Origin of the sequence: Brevibacillus sp. NPDC003359 (genome assembly GCF_042878995.1) — a bacterium.
Lineage (GTDB): Bacteria > Bacillota > Bacilli > Brevibacillales > Brevibacillaceae > Brevibacillus.
Genome location: NZ_JBIAOR010000026.1, coordinates 1 through 17697, shown reverse-complemented (window position 1 = coordinate 17697; position 17697 = coordinate 1). Strand labels below are relative to the sequence as shown.

At 47.0% G+C, this 17697-nt stretch carries 18 protein-coding genes, 8 tRNA genes, 1 pseudogene and 1 riboswitch; of the genes and pseudogenes, 7 read left to right on the top strand and 20 right to left on the bottom strand.

The window, feature by feature from the left end:
* Nucleotides 1-51 precede the first annotated feature (51 nt).
* Entirely contained in the window at nucleotides 52-237 is a 186-nt protein-coding gene (locus ACFYU8_RS30115; RefSeq protein WP_390306754.1) for a hypothetical protein, read from the bottom strand.
* Between the two features lie 190 nt (nucleotides 238-427).
* Nucleotides 428-516: riboswitch (cyclic di-GMP riboswitch) on the top strand.
* A 193-nt stretch (nucleotides 517-709) separates the two neighbouring features.
* Here ACFYU8_RS30115 and ACFYU8_RS30110 point away from each other — a divergent pair.
* From ACFYU8_RS30110 to ACFYU8_RS30095, 4 genes are all read left to right on the top strand, one after another.
* Nucleotides 710-1261 carry an N-acetyltransferase gene (locus tag ACFYU8_RS30110; RefSeq protein WP_390306752.1) on the top strand — a complete coding sequence of 184 codons (552 nt, stop codon included), beginning with the start codon at nucleotides 710-712 and terminating at the stop codon, nucleotides 1259-1261.
* A gap of 1 nt (nucleotide 1262) precedes the next feature.
* The gene (locus ACFYU8_RS30105; protein WP_390306750.1) at nucleotides 1263-2735 is read left to right on the top strand and encodes a methyl-accepting chemotaxis protein; all 1473 of its coding nucleotides are present in this window, start codon (nucleotides 1263-1265) and stop codon (nucleotides 2733-2735) included.
* 121 nt (nucleotides 2736-2856) lie between these two features.
* The gene (locus tag ACFYU8_RS30100; RefSeq protein ID WP_390306748.1) at nucleotides 2857-3906 is read left to right on the top strand and encodes an alpha/beta fold hydrolase; all 1050 of its coding nucleotides are present in this window, start codon (nucleotides 2857-2859) and stop codon (nucleotides 3904-3906) included.
* Nucleotides 3903-4217, top strand: coding sequence for a GMC oxidoreductase (locus ACFYU8_RS30095; RefSeq protein WP_390306745.1), 315 nt, complete (start codon nucleotides 3903-3905; stop codon nucleotides 4215-4217). Before ACFYU8_RS30100 ends, ACFYU8_RS30095 begins: the two co-directional genes overlap by 4 nt.
* A gap of 128 nt (nucleotides 4218-4345) precedes the next feature.
* On the opposite strand, the pseudogene ACFYU8_RS30090 reads toward ACFYU8_RS30095, so the two are convergent.
* The 3 genes and pseudogenes from ACFYU8_RS30090 to ACFYU8_RS30080 form a co-directional block, all read right to left on the bottom strand.
* Nucleotides 4346-4632, bottom strand: a pseudogene (locus ACFYU8_RS30090) (YiaA/YiaB family inner membrane protein).
* A gap of 87 nt (nucleotides 4633-4719) precedes the next feature.
* Nucleotides 4720-5877, bottom strand: coding sequence for a sporulation protein YhbH (yhbH, locus tag ACFYU8_RS30085; RefSeq protein ID WP_390306743.1), 1158 nt, complete (start codon nucleotides 5875-5877; stop codon nucleotides 4720-4722).
* A 70-nt stretch (nucleotides 5878-5947) separates the two neighbouring features.
* Nucleotides 5948-7846 (bottom strand): PrkA family serine protein kinase, encoded by a 1899-nt coding sequence (locus ACFYU8_RS30080; RefSeq protein ID WP_390306741.1) that lies wholly within the window; start codon nucleotides 7844-7846, stop codon nucleotides 5948-5950.
* Nucleotides 7847-8203: 357 nt separating this feature from the next.
* Here ACFYU8_RS30080 and ACFYU8_RS30075 point away from each other — a divergent pair, with 357 nt between their 5' ends.
* Nucleotides 8204-8419 carry a hypothetical protein gene (locus tag ACFYU8_RS30075; protein WP_390306738.1) on the top strand — a complete coding sequence of 72 codons (216 nt, stop codon included), beginning with the start codon at nucleotides 8204-8206 and terminating at the stop codon, nucleotides 8417-8419.
* A gap of 221 nt (nucleotides 8420-8640) precedes the next feature.
* On the opposite strand, the gene ACFYU8_RS30070 is transcribed toward ACFYU8_RS30075, so the two are convergent.
* From ACFYU8_RS30070 to trmL, 3 genes are all read right to left on the bottom strand, one after another.
* Nucleotides 8641-9201, bottom strand: a complete 561-nt coding sequence (locus tag ACFYU8_RS30070; RefSeq protein WP_390306736.1) for a hypothetical protein — start codon at nucleotides 9199-9201, stop codon at nucleotides 8641-8643.
* A 144-nt stretch (nucleotides 9202-9345) separates the two neighbouring features.
* Nucleotides 9346-10071 carry an HAD family hydrolase gene (locus ACFYU8_RS30065; RefSeq protein ID WP_390306734.1) on the bottom strand — a complete coding sequence of 242 codons (726 nt, stop codon included), beginning with the start codon at nucleotides 10069-10071 and terminating at the stop codon, nucleotides 9346-9348.
* A gap of 25 nt (nucleotides 10072-10096) precedes the next feature.
* On the bottom strand, nucleotides 10097-10567 hold the full coding sequence (gene trmL / locus ACFYU8_RS30060) for a tRNA (uridine(34)/cytosine(34)/5-carboxymethylaminomethyluridine(34)-2'-O)-methyltransferase TrmL (RefSeq protein ID WP_390306732.1): 471 nt from the start codon (nucleotides 10565-10567) through the stop codon (nucleotides 10097-10099).
* 139 nt (nucleotides 10568-10706) lie between these two features.
* On the opposite strand from trmL, the gene ACFYU8_RS30055 reads away from it, so the two are divergent.
* Nucleotides 10707-11414, top strand: coding sequence for a ferric reductase-like transmembrane domain-containing protein (locus ACFYU8_RS30055; RefSeq protein WP_390306730.1), 708 nt, complete (start codon nucleotides 10707-10709; stop codon nucleotides 11412-11414).
* A 17-nt stretch (nucleotides 11415-11431) separates the two neighbouring features.
* Here the strand turns inward: ACFYU8_RS30055 and ACFYU8_RS30050 are convergent, their stop codons facing one another.
* The 4 genes from ACFYU8_RS30050 to rnhA all read right to left on the bottom strand — a co-directional run bounded on the left by ACFYU8_RS30050 (nucleotide 11432) and on the right by rnhA (nucleotide 14671).
* Nucleotides 11432-12400: an amidase domain-containing protein gene (locus tag ACFYU8_RS30050; RefSeq protein ID WP_390306801.1), complete on the bottom strand. Its 969-nt coding sequence runs from the start codon at nucleotides 12398-12400 to the stop codon at nucleotides 11432-11434.
* Between the two features lie 125 nt (nucleotides 12401-12525).
* Nucleotides 12526-13062, bottom strand: a complete 537-nt coding sequence (locus ACFYU8_RS30045) for a methylated-DNA--[protein]-cysteine S-methyltransferase (protein ID WP_390306728.1) — start codon at nucleotides 13060-13062, stop codon at nucleotides 12526-12528.
* Nucleotides 13063-13088: 26 nt separating this feature from the next.
* The gene (gene queG / locus ACFYU8_RS30040) at nucleotides 13089-14240 is read right to left on the bottom strand and encodes a tRNA epoxyqueuosine(34) reductase QueG (protein WP_390306726.1); all 1152 of its coding nucleotides are present in this window, start codon (nucleotides 14238-14240) and stop codon (nucleotides 13089-13091) included.
* Nucleotides 14237-14671 (bottom strand): ribonuclease HI, encoded by a 435-nt coding sequence (rnhA, locus tag ACFYU8_RS30035; protein WP_186380639.1) that lies wholly within the window; start codon nucleotides 14669-14671, stop codon nucleotides 14237-14239. The genes queG and rnhA overlap by 4 nt, the downstream gene beginning before the upstream one ends.
* Before the next feature lie 114 nt (nucleotides 14672-14785).
* Between rnhA and ACFYU8_RS30030 the strand changes: the two genes are divergently transcribed.
* Nucleotides 14786-15457, top strand: a complete 672-nt coding sequence (locus ACFYU8_RS30030; protein ID WP_390306723.1) for a B3/B4 domain-containing protein — start codon at nucleotides 14786-14788, stop codon at nucleotides 15455-15457.
* 15 nt (nucleotides 15458-15472) lie between these two features.
* Here the strand turns inward: ACFYU8_RS30030 and ACFYU8_RS30025 are convergent, their stop codons facing one another.
* From ACFYU8_RS30025 to ACFYU8_RS29985, 9 genes are all read right to left on the bottom strand, one after another.
* Nucleotides 15473-16804 carry a purine/pyrimidine permease gene (locus tag ACFYU8_RS30025; RefSeq protein WP_390306721.1) on the bottom strand — a complete coding sequence of 444 codons (1332 nt, stop codon included), beginning with the start codon at nucleotides 16802-16804 and terminating at the stop codon, nucleotides 15473-15475.
* A gap of 128 nt (nucleotides 16805-16932) precedes the next feature.
* Nucleotides 16933-17014 (bottom strand) — tRNA-Leu (locus ACFYU8_RS30020).
* Between the two features lie 8 nt (nucleotides 17015-17022).
* A tRNA-Cys gene (locus ACFYU8_RS30015) sits at nucleotides 17023-17096 on the bottom strand.
* Between the two features lie 28 nt (nucleotides 17097-17124).
* Nucleotides 17125-17200: transfer RNA gene (locus ACFYU8_RS30010), tRNA-Gly, on the bottom strand.
* 7 nt (nucleotides 17201-17207) lie between these two features.
* Nucleotides 17208-17282: transfer RNA gene (locus tag ACFYU8_RS30005), tRNA-Gln, on the bottom strand.
* A 26-nt stretch (nucleotides 17283-17308) separates the two neighbouring features.
* Nucleotides 17309-17384 (bottom strand) — tRNA-His (locus ACFYU8_RS30000).
* Nucleotides 17385-17411: 27 nt separating this feature from the next.
* Nucleotides 17412-17485 (bottom strand) — tRNA-Trp (locus tag ACFYU8_RS29995).
* 7 nt (nucleotides 17486-17492) lie between these two features.
* Nucleotides 17493-17565 (bottom strand) — tRNA-Phe (locus tag ACFYU8_RS29990).
* Between the two features lie 41 nt (nucleotides 17566-17606).
* A tRNA-Asp gene (locus ACFYU8_RS29985) sits at nucleotides 17607-17683 on the bottom strand.
* Nucleotides 17684-17697 lie beyond the last annotated feature (14 nt).

Sequence of the window (17697 nt, the reverse complement as noted above, 5' to 3'; positions counted from 1 at the left end):
AGGAGAGCTTTTTCCTGAAGAGCTTGACGCGCTTTTGCGCTTTTTCTATCTTTACGCCTGACTGGTTACTTTGATATACGAAACATTTCTGACGTTGATGACAACATCATCGTACTGTAACCATCCGCCATCTTGATTTGCGACCATTTGAATGATCTCTTCCGGTTCCGTCGTTTCGATGCTAATCGTTTCGCCGCCCCCGGAAAAGTAAAATTGAATCACTTTTACTTCCTTCATAAAATCCCCTCCTATTCCTTCTAGTTATCGGATAGTTGGAAAATTTTTGTTACGGGTGATTTTCGGGAAATACTTTATGAACAATTAGTTAATTTTCCCTACCAAAACTTGACAAGGATATTTCTTTTGGCTTATATTTTCCATAATTATATCTAGCAAAATTCGACACATATTTACAATTTTTTCTATAAACCGAAAAAGGCAAAGTCATCGAAAGGTGGCGACGCAAAACCACGGGTCTACAGTCTAGTCTTTGACCATGATAGCCGGGTTGCCATCATCTTGTGACCATTTTTTGATGTTGGTAGCTTCGGTTGTTCCATTATGATGGAACGGCCTTTTTTTGTGTTTACTTTTTTGAAAGGAGGATGAAAGCATTTTCATTTTCATTACGGATGGCAAAGCATAACTTTTGAGACGTCAAACTTACACAACATGATTCAATCAGAGAAAATGATGGAGTGGAGAAGTTATGTACAAACAAGTAGAAACCGTACAAGATTTAGCAAAGTTTCATGAAATCAAAGAAGCAGTCTGGACAAGCATGGGCTTCGAAATGGAGTACGCGAAAGAAGGCTCTGCTCTGTTCCTTTTAATCGCTGATGATGGTGAAGCTGGTGGAACGTTTGAGATGACACCCTTTTCCAAATCAAGTCCTTATATGAAATCACTTTTTCAAGATGCTGTTACAGCAGACATGAAAGTAATGGAGGTAGACAGTCTCGCTGTTTTGCCGAAATACCGCGGACAACTAGGGCAGAAAGGCATTTGCCTGATGATAGATTTCGCTGAAAAGCATGGTTACACCCACGCAATCGGTGTAGCAGATCCTACTTTTTTTAAGTTTGTTAACAAGAAATACCAAGTAAAGGCAACTCAGACCAGAGATATCGTCTTTTACAAAGGGGCCGACGCCATTCCGACCCTTTTCCACTTAAAAGAAGTCTATGAAAATAAGCACGATCCCAAATATTCCTGGTACAATTCGTCATCCAACCAAGTAAAAGTTGAGGTAGGTGGGTAACATGGATAACATTGATCTATTGAGAAGAAGAAACAATTGGGTCGTAATCGTATTCGCAAGTATTATTACGGTTGTTCAGGTCTTAAACCTTTTTCTAGGCGTATCGTACACATTCGTTCTCACGATACTGGGTATTTTGTATGGCGTGCTGGCACCTTTTACTTACATCTCCAATCGCCCGAGCTTCCGTGAAAAAGCAGCGCCCTTCATGAAGTTTTTCAACCTCGCCGTAATCGGGATTTTCATGTTCATCATAGTTGGACTAGACCCGCATATGATCAATATCATGACCATTATGTTCTTTGTAGCAGTCATGGGGATTTATCAAGACCGACTCATTAATATTTTGACGATTGTATCAACATTGGGTATTGTCTCTTACTACTTCCTGACACAAAGAGAGACGATTTTCCATTCGACTAATAATCTTGATCTGATGTACTTCCTGCTTACCTTCTGCTTCGTCTCTGTCACGAGCATGATGCATGCAGTATTCAATAACAAGCTGCAACAAGAAAGCGAGCAACAAAAGCAAGAAGCGATTGCCTCGAAGGAATCGTTGCAACGTGTTCTGGATCAGATCAATGAATCACTCGGCTCTATGCAAGACTATCAAGAGAATTTGAACAAGGTGACGGATGGCGTGAACATTCGTGCTGTGGAAACAGTTGCTTCCCTGCAAGACATTATGGAGTCCTTTACGATCCAAACCGGCAATACGGACGAGCTGCGTCGGGAAATGAGCTCGACGAATCTGCAAGTTGAGGACATGACCCGCTCTGTTACGGAGATGCATGAGTACGTAGAATCGACCAAAGAAGCCACTAACGAGAGCGGCAAACGCATCGGCAACATCGGCAATGACTTTGAACGATTCATCACGGATATCCAAGGTACGAATCAGCTGATCCAAGAGCTCAATAAGGAAACTGAATCGATTGGGAAAATCATTCAAACTATTTCCGAGATTTCTGCACAAACCAATCTGTTGGCACTCAATGCCACGATTGAAGCATCTCGCGCAGGTGAACACGGCCGAGGCTTTGCTGTCGTAGCGGATGAAGTACGCAAGCTGGCTGAATCCTCCAAGCTATCCTCTGAGTCGATCTCGAACCTGCTCATGACCATACGCGAAAAAATGAAGCTCGTATCGGATATGATTTCCGAGTCACAAACTTCTTTTGAGAAAAATAGCGAGGGCATCCTCGAAGTACAAGAAATGTTCACCAATGTAGACAACTACATGCAAAACTTTGCGGATAAAACGAAAAACCTGCAAGAGTTCATCATCCATGTTCACAGCATGATTCAGGAAGTCGGCGCAAAAGTTGAAGTCAACGCAGATATTACCGACAAGAACAAAGAGAGCCTGGAAGAAGTGCTTGTTCTCGTTTCTGAGCAAAAAGAAGAAGTCGTTAAGGTCTCTGGCGGCTTTGAGAAAATCGAACAGCAAATGCGTGGTCTCCATATGTAACCTTCCTACAACCGCCTTTCAAGGGCGGTTGTTTTCTTTTTTCATTTTGTAACCGAGCAGATATATAATGTAAATATTCTGATATTTAATATCTTACACAATGAAAGGAGGCACATCATTAATGGATGCACGAATTGAAACAAAAACCATTCAGACCAATCGCCTGCTTGTTTCCTATCTGACAGCAGGCGTACCGGATGGAGAACCGCTTCTTCTCATTCACGGCAATGCATCCTCCAACTTGTTCTGGGATGATACCATTGCGGCGCTGTGTGACCAGTACCGTGTGTATGCTCCTGATATGCGTGGCTATGGAGCAAGTGAAGCATTGCCAATCGATGCAACACGCGGTTTGCGAGACTGGTCAGATGACCTTCATTCATTTATTCGGGCATTGGACTTGCCAACACCTGTCCATCTTGCCGGCTGGTCGTTGGGTGGAGGGATCTCAATGCAGTTTGCCATCGATTACCCGCAGGAAGTCCGCTCTCTGATTCTAATAGCCCCCATGTCCCCTTACGGCTTTGGTGGAACCAAAGATATAGCTGGCACCCCGTGCTACAACAGCTTCTCAGGCTCGGGTGGTGGAGCCGTCAACTCCGAGCTGGTCAAAAGGATAGCAGCCAAAGATATGGGCAATGAATCTCCCTCCAGTCCTCGTAATGTCATGAACCAGCTATATTTTAAGCCCCCGTTCCAAGTTGCCCCAGAGCAGGAAGACCGTTATGTGAGTGCAATACTCTCCACTAGGATTGGAGAGAACTTTTACCCTGGTGCCTTTGATTACGTAAACGATTGGCCCGGTGTTGCTCCTGGAACGACGGGGATTACGAATGCGATTTCTCCCAAATACGTTAATTTGTCCGGGATTGTCCAGATGGAACCGAAATGCCCGATTTTGTGGATTCGCGGTGCGGATGATGCCATTATCTCGGATCAATCGCTTGCTGATTTCGGTACGCTGGGCAAGCTTGGCTATGTACCCGGATGGCCGGGGGAAGACGAATATCCCCCGCAGCCGATGGTCTCACAAATTCGGGATGTGCTGGAACAATATCAGCGAGCTGGTGGTTCCTATCAGGAGATTGTCATGGAAAATGTGGGGCACGCACCACACATCGAGAAAGCAGAGGAGTTTGTACAGCTCATTCGAAAAACCGTCAGGGCATGACCCTGGCGGTTTCATTTTGCGATCTATTGGCTTCCTCCCCCGCAGCCTATGTTCGAGCATCATTAAATAATTTCACTCACTATGGCGGGCAATGCAAAATGGATAAGAGTATTCTCGAAGGAGTTGTGGATGGACACCTGAATGTTTTTGGGACGACAAACCTGAAAGTCGCTGATCTATCCATCGCCCCTATCCTACCTGATGGTAACACTTCCACTCCGGCACAGATCATCGGTTTAAACTCAGTACGATTTATCCGTGAAGAGGCGGAAGACCATCATAACGATGATTGTGACGACGATGATGATTAATTTACTCGATCCTATGTGGCTGTAGTCTGAACCGTTACCATTTCCCGAAGCTCTACCTCTTCCTGACAAATAGCCCATGATTGATTCATGGGCTTCTTTTATCAGCCATCCCTCAATATGTAACCAGGTTATTTGTTCGTGTCTTTCTCCGCTTTCGATACCTTCAAGTTAATTTCTCGATCCTGCTCCTCGATAATCGCTCGATCCTCTGCATTATCTCTCACTACTTTTTGCGTCAAAATCGATCCAACTGCTACCAGAAGCATGCATGCGATATAGTACCCCTTTTCGTGCAGTTGAAGACCAGTTGCATTGTATAAACCGATGGAAAATAGCAGTACCCCTGCGCCTAATGTAAAGTATGCCAAGAAAGTGAAGGCCCCGTGTTGCGCATCCGATGCTTTTGTGGATACATAGTAACACCCCTCACATTTTGTTCATGTGGCTCATGCTAACAAATATAAGTCAACCGGACGATTTCTCGCCCGGTTGCCTCCATAGATTACTTCACCGCTTCTTTCTTGCCAAAGAAAGTACGCAACGCCTTGTATACCTCGCCCTTTTCCCGAATGACACAATGCATGAATTTCGGCTCTTTGATGTGGCGATACGCTGACATGAGGGTGCTGTGCCTGTTATACTGATTCACTTCGCCATAGCCGAACATGTTGCATCTCTCCATGAGCTCTTTGACTAGCTTTACGCAACGCTCATTGTCAGACGTGAGGTTGTCGCCATCAGAAAAATGGAACGGGTAAATGTTGTACTGTGATGTCGGGTAGCGGCTATCGATGATCTCCAACGCTTTTTTGTAGGCAGAGGAGCAGATCGTCCCCCCGCTTTCGCCTTTCGAGAAAAAGGTGTCCTCCGTCACTTCCTTCGCATCCGTATGATGGGCGATGAAGACGATCTCGACTTTTTCGTACTTGGTGCGCAGAAATCGTACCATCCAGAAGAAAAAGCTGCGGGCGATATACTTTTCAAACACGCCCATCGATCCGGAAGTATCCATCATCGCAATAATGACTGCGTTGGAATGAGGCTTGATAATCTCTTCCCACGTCTTGAAACGCAGGTCATCATCCGTGATCCCCAGCTCCATATCACTGTAGCCTGCCAGCGCATTTCGGCGGATGGCCGCAATCAGCGTACGTTTTTTATCAATGTTGCCCATCAAGCCTTTTTTCCTGACATCATTGAACCGAGTCTCTTCCACGACGATTTGATCCTCGTCTTTTTGTTGAAGATTCGGCAGCTCCAGCTCGGCGAAAAGCATCTCCTGCAATTCTTCTACGCTGATTTCTGCCTCGTAGTAGTCTACACCTGGCTGGTCCCCGGCTCCCTGACCTTTTCCAGGCCCTTGCGCTGGATCGCCGTCACGAGCTACGACATCGCCTACTTTACTGTTTCCTTTACCTTGACCGCCATGTTTTCCCTTTTGGAAGTTAAATCGCAATCGGTATTCATCCAGGGAGCGAATAGGGATCTTAATGACTTCCCGACCATTCGACATGATGATGTTTTCTTCGCTGACGAGATCGGGCAGATTTTTTTTGATCGCTTCTTTCACTTTTTCCTGGTGTCGATTTTGGTCCTGGTACCCTTTGCGGTGCAGCGACCAGTCTTCCCGGGAGACAATGAACGACGATTCATCTTTCATGCCGTCTCCTCCTAGCAACTGGCGCAATCTGCGCCGAATATGACGTGCTCCTCATGTCGCCAACGATCTGTCATCTGTTCAACAGGCTTCCCACGTAGCGCAGCAACTCATTTGCGCAAACCGGGCAATATTGATGCTCTTCGATAAGGCGCTTGGTGACCTCATTAATTTTCTTGAGCTGATGTTCATCAGGCGTTTTGTTCGAAGTCGTAATCTTGACGACATCCTTCAGATCGGCAAACAGCTTCTTCTCGATAGCTTCCCGCAGACGATCATGTGTGCTGTAGTCAAAACGCTTCCCTTTACGCGCATAGGCCGAAATACGGATGAGAATTTCTTCACGGAAGGCCCGCTTGGCATTTTCTGAGATGCCGATTTGCTCCTCGATGGAACGCATCAGGCGCTCATCTGGATCCATCTCCTCACCTGTAACGGGGTCGCGGATTTTGTTCATGTTGCAATAAGCTTCCACATTGTCCAAATAGTTATCCATGAGCGTTTTAGCCGACTCTTCGTAGCTGTAGACAAACGCCTTCTGCACTTCTTTTTTCGCCAGCTCGTCGTACTCCTTGCGCGCGATAGAGATGAAGTTCATATACCTCTCCCGCTGCTCCTTGGTGATGGATGGATGCTGGTCAAAGCCTTCTTTTAGCGCCCGAAGAATATCAAGCGCATTGATGCACTCCGTGTCGCGGCGGATCAGGGCACTGGAGATACGGTTGATGACATAACGCGGATCAATACCGGACATTCCTTCGTCGGCATGCTCGTTACGCAGCTCTTCCAGATCGGCTCCCTTGAAGCCTTCCACCGATTCACCATCATACAGCCGCATCTTTTTCAGCAGATCTGCCCCTTGTTTTTTCGATTCTTTCAGGCGGGTCATAATGGAAAAGACTGCTGCTGACCGGAGCGCGTGTGGAGCAATATGCACATAACCCAAGTCGGATTGCTTGATTAATTTCGCGTATATTTTTTCTTCGTCACTGACACGCAGATTATACGGCATCGGCATGACGATAATCCTTGATTGCAGTGCCTCATTTTTCTTATTCGCAATAAATGCCTTGTACTCCGATTCGTTCGTATGCGCCACAATTAGCTCATCTGCAGAAATGAGGGCAAAACGACCTGCCTTGAAGTTTCCTTCCTGTGTCAGCGACAGAAGATGCCACAAAAATTTCTCGTCGCATTTCAGCATTTCCTGAAACTCCATCAATCCGCGATTGGCTTTGTTCAATTCACCATCAAAACGGTAAGCACGAGGGTCGGACTCAGAGCCGTACTTCGTAATCGTCGAAAAGTCGATGCTGCCCGTCAAATCGGCAATATCTTGTGACTTCGGATCGGAAGGGCTAAATGTACCGATCCCGACACGATTGGCTTCAGAAAACAAAATCCGGTGAACAGGGAAATCCTCGATGCACCCTCCGTATTCGTTCTCCAACCTCATCCGGTTATAGGGCGTCAATTCTCCTTCAATCTTGATTCCCAGCTCTTCTTCCACCTCTGGACGCAGATCGTGCGGAATGAGATGAAGTGGTTCTTCGTGCATGGGGCATCCATCCAATGCATAGATCGCTCCAGCTTCCGTCCGGGAATACTCTTCCAGTCCTCGCTTCAGCATCGTCACGAGCGTAGACTTACCGCCACTGACAGGTCCCATCAAGAGCAAGATGCGTTTGCGGACATCCAGACGACGTGCAGCTGAGTGGAAATATTCCTCTACTAGGCGCTCAACAGAACGATCCAGTCCGAAGATTTCTCGACTAAAAAATTGATACGAACGTGAGCCGTCCTCGTTCTCTTCAACCCCCGCACTTTTAATCATGTTGTAGACGCGTGAATGCGCCGTCTGGGCAATTTGCGGATTTTTACGTACCAGTTGCAAATATTCAGCGAATGTTCCTCTCCACATCAGGTTTTCTTCGCGGGCCCGGTGCTCAGCGATCCGTTTTAAAATGTCCATGTTCGACACTCCTCCCTCTTAAGCCCCTCTCTCTTCCCAACTACAATGTACTCTCATGTATATGTCCGCCTGCGGTCACGCATTCACGTGCAAGCCGTTTTCTCCGGTTGCCAACAGGCTCTTACAGCCTTTACATATGTGTATGCGAGACATCAACACAAGTTTCAGCAATCTTCCCATAAAAATACGGCACACTGCTTTTTTACAGCTCGGAAGATTACGGAATTGTAAGGTTTAACAAGCGTAGCTGTAAGTTGATTCGATGGTTTGTAAGCACATCTCCCCTGTAAAATACAATCATAAGCAGCATACACGGAGGCCAATACGGATTGGCGTAAAATAACAGGGGGAACGATCATGGACATTCAAGTAGAACGCATTCAAGTGAAAAAAGGACTTTATTTGACCGGCATTGCGAGCTTGGTGATCCTTGCGATATTTATTTACCAAGCAGTGACAGGAATGGAACTCGATACGGGTGAAATACTGAGTGTGTATATTTCGCTTAGTGCTTTTTTGAAACTTGTACATGACTATCGAAAATTGTCTCACTTCAGGGCACAGCAGCTTTAATTCGTTTGCAAAGTGGGCAGGCTACGCTATAATGGAAGTAGTTTGTTTACGAAAGGAGCTGTCAAACGTGGGTACATTTATCGTAGCATTGGTCTTCGGAGCTTTTCTGTTTTTCATGCTGACAGCTGGCTACAACGAGGACAAAACCTGGAACATGTAAGGATCATCCAGGGAAAAAAGCAGGCTGCCTACTAGGGCAACCTGCTTTTTTTGTTTTCTTGTTATTTCTTATTCTCTTTCTTTTCTGCTTTTTTCACTTCGATCTCGGCCTTGATTTCTTTTGCACTCTTTCCTGCTGTGTCAACGCCCCACTTGGCAGCCTTTTCTTTCAGGTTCTCGAGTTGTTCTTGCTTCTTCGCTTCTTTTGCTGCCTTTTTCTCAGCGTTTTCTACTTTTTTAGCTTCTTTTGCATCTTTAATAGCCGCTTTTACTTCCTTCGCGGTTTTACCTGTCGTGTCAACGCCCAGCTTTCCAGCTTTATCGTTTAGCTTGGCGAGTTGTTCTTGCTTCTTCGCTTCTTTTGCTGCTTTTTTCTCAGCGTTATCTGCTTTCTTTGCTACTTTTGCTTCTTGAATGGCTACTTTTACTTCCTTATTTGTTTTATCTGTGGTTTCTACGCCCCACTTGGCAGCCTTCGCGTTCAGCTTGGCTCTGTTTTCTTCCTTTTTCTCCGCTTTCGAGTGCTTAACTGTAGGTGCCACCGCTGTATCCGCCGCAGCCACTACCGAGATACCGCTAAACAGTAAGGTAGCCATCACCAGAGACGAAACAAGTTTCTTCATGCAGGATTTCCTCCTTTATTATGTAAAACGTGGTCGTACAATCCTAGCCTACCTGATGATTTTGGGAAAAGTATGTGAAAAAGCAGGCTTGACCATTTTTTAAACGGACAGCCTGCTTCTCGCCTATTCTTTCATGGTTATTTCTTAGCGCGCAAACACACCGCTTTTTTCAGAAATCGCCGTAAACAGCTCTTCTAATGATCCACGCTGATCTACCGGATACTGAGGCTCACCACGGTCTTCCATCCAATTCGTTACCAAAAACGTTTTCATCCCCAGCTTGGAAGCGACCATGTCTTCCTGCATGTGGTTCCCGACCATGACACAGTCTGTCGGTTCAACCCCGAGCTTTTGGCAAATCTCATTGTAATATCCAGGATTCGGCTTCGTGAAATGCGATTCCTCGTAGACGGTAACCAGCTCGAAATCATCCGGGGACATTCCGATCCAAGCGAGGCGATGGTGAATCGCATCACGCGGGAAAACAGGATTCGTCGCTACTGCAACCCGAAATCCTTGCTCTTTGACAGCAGCAATAATCTGCTTTGCCCATGGCGAAGGATACGTCAGGTGAGAAAGTGTTGGAAATACATCGCGGTAAAACGAATCGAACAGCGGCCATATTTCCTCTCGATCCCACTCACTGTGCTTGGTAAAATGTTCGATAAAAACTTGCTCATTCGTCTTGTCAGGCTCTTGGTTCATGATCATTGCCTTGGTCGCATCCCAAATCAGCGCCAACAGCTTTTCCGTATCGTACTTATCTCCGACATGACGACCTACTTCAACCAAGTAACTTTTGACAAAGGGTTCAGTCTGCATCTCTAATAACGTACCGTCCAAATCAAACAGGATGGTGTTCACAGTCATAATTGCTCTCTCCCTCCCAAATGCCTTACGATAGCGATGGAAAACCTAACTGACGAAGTCCCTCAAACAAGACAATAGCTGCACAATTGGACAGGTTCACAGAACGGGTCGCACCGCCCATCGGGATGCGAATAGTCTGCTCCCGATATTTTTCTGTCAGCTCTTCTGGCAAGCCCGTCGTCTCCTTGCCCAAAATAATGTAGTCGCCATCCTGGAAAGAAACGTCTGTATACAGCTTTTCCCCCCAGGTCTCCACAAAGTAAAAGGTGCCCGTACCTTCTCCTTGTGCCGCAGCAAAGTGTTCAAAGCTCTCATGATGGTGAACATTTACCGCATGCCAATAATCGAGACCAGCCCGTTTCAGGTAACGATCGTCCGTTGAAAATCCGAGCGGATGAATCAAATGCAGATGCGCTCCTGTCGCTGCACATGAACGGGCGATATTACCAGTGTTGGCCGGGATGAGCGGCTCATGCAAAACAATATGTAACGGCATATCTGAAAATCTCCTTGTAAAGTGCGAACTTGATACTTGTACACGTCCTATTATACCACCGAGCCCAGCCTCTGTAACAAATGGAGTGCCTGCTGCATCTAATCAGAAAACTTTTGGCTATCAAAGGAGTGACGATTAGATGGGGACAAACATTTCATTTTGGCGACGCCTTGTCGCACATGTGAGCATCCTGAGTTTGATCCTGTTAGGTGCCAGTTGGATGTGGACTGACTTTTCTTCGTTCCCTGCCATGGAAACATGGAGCATGATTCTCGGCTATCTCTCATTTATTTTCATTGGCTTCACCTTACTGATTGGTCCACTACAGTCCTGGCTCCCTGCTCGCTGGATGGCTATCAGCTTGTCCATCCGTCGAGATATTGGCATATGGGCGGGGGTAACGGGTCTGCTGCACGTCATTCTTGTACTCGTCCTTTTTGAAAGTGAGCCCAGGCTGATGATCATACATGAAAACCGTTCTGAAAATGCTGATGGATGGCTCGGTCTGTTCTTTTTCGCTTCCTCTGATTCAACCATGTGGCCATCTCCCAACTGGACCCTCACAGGCATTGCGAACTACCTTGGGCTGCTTGCTTTTTTCATTCTACTGGCCCTGTGGCTGACTTCTTCAGCACGCGCAGAAAAATGGCTAGGTGGCTCCAGTTGGAAAAGGCTTCATCTCGCCAATCCATGGCTTTTTGTCATCGTCTTGTTCCATGGCTTGATTTACATCCAATCCATCAAAGGAGAACCGCATACCTTTTCAGACATGCTCATTTTCGCAGCAATAATTTGGTTGGTTCGCAGTATCTCTTTTATGCGAAGAGCTTTTTTTCGCAAGCGGTGACGAATCCTTTTTTCTGGCTACACCCCTCTTATATGAAAGAAGGCATAGCGCATTTTGGGTGTATAGGCTGTGGAATCCTCATATGCCCAATAACGCATGCTGCTATCTGTCGTATGGGCATTCACTAACGGCATCTGATTCGCGTCTTTTGCGACCACGATCGTATTGTGCTGAAAGCGTCCATCCCCGTTAAAATCATAACAAATGATATCACCTGGGACCAATTCAGCCGCAGAGCTTTTCGTAACCGCCCGCATAGGTGGTCCACCCGATTTCAAAAGCAAATACAAGCTATGCGCTACCGTCCAGCTATAGCTCCATGAGGCGCCTTTTCCCGTGCGAATCCACCAGCCCTTGCCCATCTCTTTCGACATCAGCATAGGGATTCCGCCAGCGTGCAAACACTGCGATATAAAATTCGTGCAGTCATCCGTAAAACGAGGATACACCGGATTGGTCGTATTCCAATAGCGTTCCGCATACGCGACTGCATTTGCGGCATTGTATCCCCCCGCTCCATGTACAATCAGCATAGGCTGGTCAATGGCATCCTCGACACCTGACACAACGATGACAGGCTCCTCTTCTTCCTCGACCACCAATTTTTGATCTCCGCTCGACTCCCTAGCCCCTATTATCGACCACTTTTCATTCGTTTTAAGCAACTGGAGCTGGAACAATCGCTTGTTTGCCTCTTTATACTCGGTATGCTTGATCCCCAGCGTTTTCTTTTCTTGCCATTGAACCGTGATTTCCATGGTGGCATCGGTATCTACCCAGCACATGGGCGTTACGTGTCCCTGGACAGCCAATAATTTGACTCCCCGCTCCGCGATTTTCCGCTTCTCCCGGTTCAGTCGATCCCATTCTTCCTGTGCGCCAGACTCTCCTGCACAATAAAAAGGCAGCAGCCTCTCAAACTTTCCATCCATAGATGACTGGTGAACTGCTTCAAAGTATTGCTGAACAAATTCACGCCATTCCAATTTCATTTCCTCCTTTCCGCCTCCTGCCTGCGACATAGACCCATGAACCGTTCATCTCAATGAAGAATATGTCGCTCGTGGGGCATTCAGAAGAAAAAGAAAAGCTGTCCGAGCAAGCAGACAGCCTATTTGGAAGAAGCGTGAGCAAATAGTGGACCTTCTTCTAAGGAAAGCAAATATTCTTTAATGGGTAAGCCACCGCCGTATCCGACCAAGGCACCATTCGAGCCAATCACACGATGGCACGGTATGATGACAGGTATCGGATTGCGATTGTTCGCACCACCAATGGCCCGAACAGCTTTCACCGCTCCAATAGCCAAGGCGATATCTTTGTAAGAACGAGTTTCTCCATAGGGGATGTTCGATAGCTCATTCCATACAGCTTTTTGAAAGGGAGTCCCGTACAGCACGGTTGGAACATCAAACGTATTGCGCTTGCCTGCAAAATACTCTTCTAATTGTTTTTTTGCAGACTCATTGATCGCATCGTTACGCGTTGGGGTAAGTCCTAAGAACGTTTTTTTGCACCAGCGCACAAGCGGCGCCAATCCGTCTTGTTCATTGGCAAACTGAATGTAGCACAGCCCTTCTTCTGTAGAAGCCAAGAGCAATGGTCCAATCGGTGAATCCATCATGGTATAGCCTAATTCCTTTGCCATTTTACGTCCTCCCTCTCACGTTCAAACTAAGCCTGTGCACGAATCATGCGCACGCCTTTTTCTATCTCTTCCACCACTTCTGATGACGCTTCTTTGGCTTTTGCGGAAATGAGCGCTTCTTGTGCCTGCTCTCCTCCGATTTTTCCAAGTGCCCATGCAGCAGTCCCACGAATGACTGGACGGGGATCTTCGAACAAAAGACGCTCCAAATGAGGAATAGCCGTCCGATCCTTGAAATGTGCAAGCGCAAGTATGGCATTGCGTTGAATGGGTTTTTTTCCCCGCCAAGATGAAGAAGATTGGCCGAACTTTTCCTTGAACTCCTTATTGCTCATCTGAAGCAGCGGAATCAACAAAGGCTTGGCAATCTCCGGATCAGGCTGAAATTCAGCATGATGGTCGTTGTCGATGCGACGATTCTTAGGACAAACAGTCTGACAAGTGTCGCAACCATACAGCCGATTCCCGATTTTCCCCCGGAATTCATCTGGAATAAAGTCTTTTACCTGAGTCAAATAAGCAACACATCTCTGTGCATCAAGCTGCCCGCCCTGAATCAAGGCTCCGGTCGGACAAGCGTCTACACAAATATTACAGTCGCCACAGCCTTCTTCGATCGGTTGGTCGCTTGGCAACGGAAGATTCGTAACAAGTTCTCCCAAGTACACCCATGATCCGAACTCCGGCGTTATAATGGCACAGTTTTTTCCTACAAACCCAATCCCAGCCCGTTCTGCTACTGCACGATCTGACAATGCTCCCGTGTCTACCATGGATTCGATCCGAGCCCCTGGCTCCAGCTCCTTGATGAATCGAGTCAGCTTGTCCAGCTTGTCACGCAGCACGTGATGGTAATCGGTTCCCCATGCTGCACGGCACAAGATTCCCCGATACGCACCTGGCTCCGACTTCGGTGGATTTTTTAGCTTGGATGGATATGCCAGTGCTATTGAAATCAGCGAACGTGCCCCGTCCAACAACAGTTCCGGGTTCGTCCTCTTTTCTAAATCAGGCTCCTCAAAGCCAGATTCATAACCCTTTTCCCGGTGTACAAGAAGACGTTCTTTTAAGGTCGTGAATGGATCGGCACTGGCAAACCCAATCTTATCGATTCCGATTTCCTTGGCATAGTCAATGATGGACTGCTTTGTCTGCTCCCAGTACAGCAAGTCATTCACAGTTGTTTAATCGCTCCTGTCGCCAGTTCGTCGCAGCGGTTGTTCCATTTGTTGTCGGCGTGTCCTTTGACTTTTACGTACTCTACCTTGTGGGTGTCCATCAATTGCAGCAGTTCTTTCCATAAATCCTGATTTTCCACCTGCTGACCTTTGCTATTTTTCCAGCCGTTTTTCAGCCAGCCTTTATACCAGCCTTGCTTGAAGCAGTTAACCAAATATGCACTATCACTGTACAGCGTCACCTTACAAGGCTCCTTCAATGTAGAGAGCGCCTTGATGGCAGCCAACAATTCCATTCTGTTATTCGTTGTATGTGGTTCGGCACCGGACATTTCCTTGATGTGTTGGCCGTACATCAGTACAGCTCCCCAACCACCTGGTCCTGGATTGCCGGAACAAGCTCCGTCTGTATAAATCTCAACCTCACGCATTGTCATCGTCAGGGGTTCCCTCCTCTGTTCTCTCTATTGTATCGAAGCTTAGTCGCTTCCACAAAAATTTTTTGTTATACTACCAAAAATAGGATTAGTAAGGAGTGTCTATAGATGAAAGTACAGCTAGATTCTTCTGTGTCCGAGCGTCTACCGCAATTATCTCTCGGCATTTTACAATACAGCAATGCTTCCGTCAGTGACTCCCCTAAAATGCTGCAAGGACGCATTAATTATTATGTGGAGAGCTTGCGGCTGGATCACAACACCGCAAACCTGACAGAAATCGAAGGCGTCCGCGAGTGGAGAGCCTGCTTTAAGCAATTTGGCATAGATCCGTCCAGATACCGCCCTTCCTCAGAAGCATTACTGCGTCGACTGCTGCAGGGAAATCCTTTTTTCTGGATTAACAGCGCAGTTGATATTAATAATTTTTTCTCCGTTTTGCACGCGCTTCCTTTTGGGATTTATGACGTCAATCACTTAACGGGTGATATCACCTGTCGTCTCGGCCACGCCGATGATGTCTATGAAGGATTAAACGGACGCGAAGTCAACATGGAAGGGAAACTGTTGCTTGCTGATGGTAACGGCGCATTTGGGAGTCCCATCGTAGATTCCAAGCGCTCATGTGTAACGGAACAAAGCAGCACGCTGCTCCAGGTCATCTTTTTCCATGAAAAAATGGAACCATCTAAAAAAGAAGAAATCGTGGGTTCAGTTGGTCGCATGTTTACGGAAATCAACGGGGGCGAGCTGACTCACTCATCTATTGTTACCGCCTAAGAAAAAGACGGCCCGTCATGCAGCGTGGCCGTCTTTTTTTACGTTATCTTCTTCCTTGTTTCTAAAAACGACATGTTCCAGGACCAAGCACACAATAACTCCGAGCAATAAGCCATTGCCGAACAAAAAGCTGGCTAATGCAGGAAGTTGCTGCCAAGCTACAGCAGGTACGAACATGACTCCGATTCCGACCAGTAGCGAGCTGCCTCCAACAATAATCGTCCGTTCGTCCATCTTCACATTCACGTAATCCTTCAAGCCGAAGCCCAGCAGTTGCGTATAAGAAATGAACATCGCCGCATAAGCCACTGGGGTAGGCAATGCCGCCAGAAAATGGGCAACAGTAGGAATCAGCCCAATCAGCATCATCCCCAGCATCGCTATCACAAATGGCAGGCGTGAAGCCATTTTCGTCGTTTGAATAACTGCTGCTGCCAAAGAAAGTGGAATCATGCCAACAACACCGCTCAAGCCTGACAGAAAATGAGATACCCCTGTAAAAATACCACCGCGATTGTACTGCTTTTCAGTAGGCACAGTGTCTGTCGCTTTTCCCATGACAGACATACTCGTCATGAGGTTTGTTAGCAGAACGAATCCTGTTAGCATACTCGTCAATACCACACCCCAATCCCAGCGTGGGGGCCCCCAGAAGAAAATAGACGGCCATGAAAATAATTGCTCAGTAGGCCGAACAGGTTCGGTCCATCCAAGAAGCGCGTACACGATCCAGCCCCCAACCATGCCAAACAATACGGCAAAACTTGAGAATCGCTTCGTTCGCATAATGAACACAACAAGGGCTACGATCCCTATGGACACGAGTGCTACACCCGGTTGTACCTCTTTTGAATGCTGAAAACCAATACCGAGCATGCCCGTGAGAATGTTGCTACACAAAGAAACAGCAAGCAAAATCATATATGTGCCTGAAACCAGCGGCGTAAACCACTTCTGTAATTTGCCAATCCAGCCTAATAAACCAAAAATGAAAAAGAGTAGGCCTGCTAATATCATCCCCACTTGAAAGGATTGGCCAATTTCTTGTGGATGGAGACCCATGCTCGTTCCAAGTTGAGCCAAAATGATAAAGATCCCCCACCATAATCCAGCTGGTCCTTCTATCATCGGATAGCGGTGTCCAATCCATACTTGCAGTAGTGACGCGAGTCCAATGTAAAACATGGTCTGCTGCATCAACTTTCCAATTTCATCAGCCTGCAAGCCATACATATCTCCAATCATTAGTGGTACCGCAACACTGCTGGAAACAGTTACAATCATCCATTGCAATACAGATAGCGTCGTGATCCCCATTGGCGGCTTGTCTTGCAGTTTGTAAAACACCTCAACCACCTCGTCCTCTTACTTACACAAGTTGACTATTTCCCCTGTCTACACTATGTGCATATCAACGCAGAAAAAAACCCCAATCATCAAGATATCTTGACATTCAGGGTTAGCTTATAAATGTATGGTGCCGGTGAAGGGACTTGAACCCCCACGGTTTCCCTCACGATTTTGAGTCGCGCGCGTCTGCCATTCCGCCACACCGGCAAATACTTTGGAGGAGGCACCCGGATTTGAACCGGGGGTAAGGGTTTTGCAGACCCGTGCCTTACCACTTGGCTATGCCTCCATGATATAAGTTAAAACAATTTGAGAAATGGAGCGGACGAAGGGTCTCGAACCCTCGACCTTCGCCTTGGCAAGGCGACGCTCTACCAATTGAGCTACGTCCGCATTTTAATGGCTGGGGTACTAGGATTTGAACCTAGGAATGACGGAGTCAAAGTCCGTTGCCTTACCGCTTGGCTATACCCCAATAAGTAATCCCCAACTATAAATTTATGGGGCGATCGATGGGACTTGAACCCACGAGTGCCGGAGCCACAATCCGGTGCGTTAACCCCTTCGCCACGACCGCCATGATTACTACTATTGTCTTGAAAAATGGCAGGGGCAGTAGGAATCGAACCCACACCAAAGGTTTTGGAGACCTTCGTTCTACCGTTAAACTATGCCCCTATAAAGGTGGCTCGGGACGGAATCGAACCGCCGACACGAGGATTTTCAGTCCTCTGCTCTACCGACTGAGCTACCGAGCCTTATATACATGCTTTGCGCGCCATTTTCATTTGATTAGAAATGGCGGAGCTGACGGGACTCGAACCCGCGACCTCCGGTGTGACAGACCGGCGTGAACTCCAACTTCACCACAGCTCCATATTTGGTTGCGG

Excerpts from the sequence above, each read along its gene's own strand:
- ACFYU8_RS30105 (WP_390306750.1), top strand. The coding sequence starts at position 1,263 with ATGGATAACATTGATCTATTGAGAAGAAGAAACAATTGGGTCGTAATC.
- trmL (WP_390306732.1), bottom strand. The coding sequence starts at position 10,567 with ATGCCGTTACATATTGTTTTGCATGAGCCGCTCATCCCGGCCAACACT.
- ACFYU8_RS30100 (WP_390306748.1), top strand. The coding sequence starts at position 2,857 with ATGGATGCACGAATTGAAACAAAAACCATTCAGACCAATCGCCTGCTT.
- ACFYU8_RS30030 (WP_390306723.1), top strand. The coding sequence starts at position 14,786 with ATGAAAGTACAGCTAGATTCTTCTGTGTCCGAGCGTCTACCGCAATTA.
- ACFYU8_RS30080 (WP_390306741.1), bottom strand. The coding sequence starts at position 7,846 with ATGGACATTTTAAAACGGATCGCTGAGCACCGGGCCCGCGAAGAAAAC.
- rnhA (WP_186380639.1), bottom strand. The coding sequence starts at position 14,671 with ATGCGTGAGGTTGAGATTTATACAGACGGAGCTTGTTCCGGCAATCCA.
- ACFYU8_RS30110 (WP_390306752.1), top strand. The coding sequence starts at position 710 with ATGTACAAACAAGTAGAAACCGTACAAGATTTAGCAAAGTTTCATGAA.
- ACFYU8_RS30045 (WP_390306728.1), bottom strand. The coding sequence starts at position 13,062 with ATGGCAAAGGAATTAGGCTATACCATGATGGATTCACCGATTGGACCA.
- ACFYU8_RS30115 (WP_390306754.1), bottom strand. The coding sequence starts at position 237 with ATGAAGGAAGTAAAAGTGATTCAATTTTACTTTTCCGGGGGCGGCGAA.
- ACFYU8_RS30065 (WP_390306734.1), bottom strand. The coding sequence starts at position 10,071 with ATGACTGTGAACACCATCCTGTTTGATTTGGACGGTACGTTATTAGAG.
- ACFYU8_RS30070 (WP_390306736.1), bottom strand. The coding sequence starts at position 9,201 with ATGAAGAAACTTGTTTCGTCTCTGGTGATGGCTACCTTACTGTTTAGC.
- yhbH (WP_390306743.1), bottom strand. The coding sequence starts at position 5,877 with ATGAAAGATGAATCGTCGTTCATTGTCTCCCGGGAAGACTGGTCGCTG.
- ACFYU8_RS30095 (WP_390306745.1), top strand. The coding sequence starts at position 3,903 with ATGACCCTGGCGGTTTCATTTTGCGATCTATTGGCTTCCTCCCCCGCA.
- ACFYU8_RS30075 (WP_390306738.1), top strand. The coding sequence starts at position 8,204 with ATGGACATTCAAGTAGAACGCATTCAAGTGAAAAAAGGACTTTATTTG.
- ACFYU8_RS30055 (WP_390306730.1), top strand. The coding sequence starts at position 10,707 with ATGGGGACAAACATTTCATTTTGGCGACGCCTTGTCGCACATGTGAGC.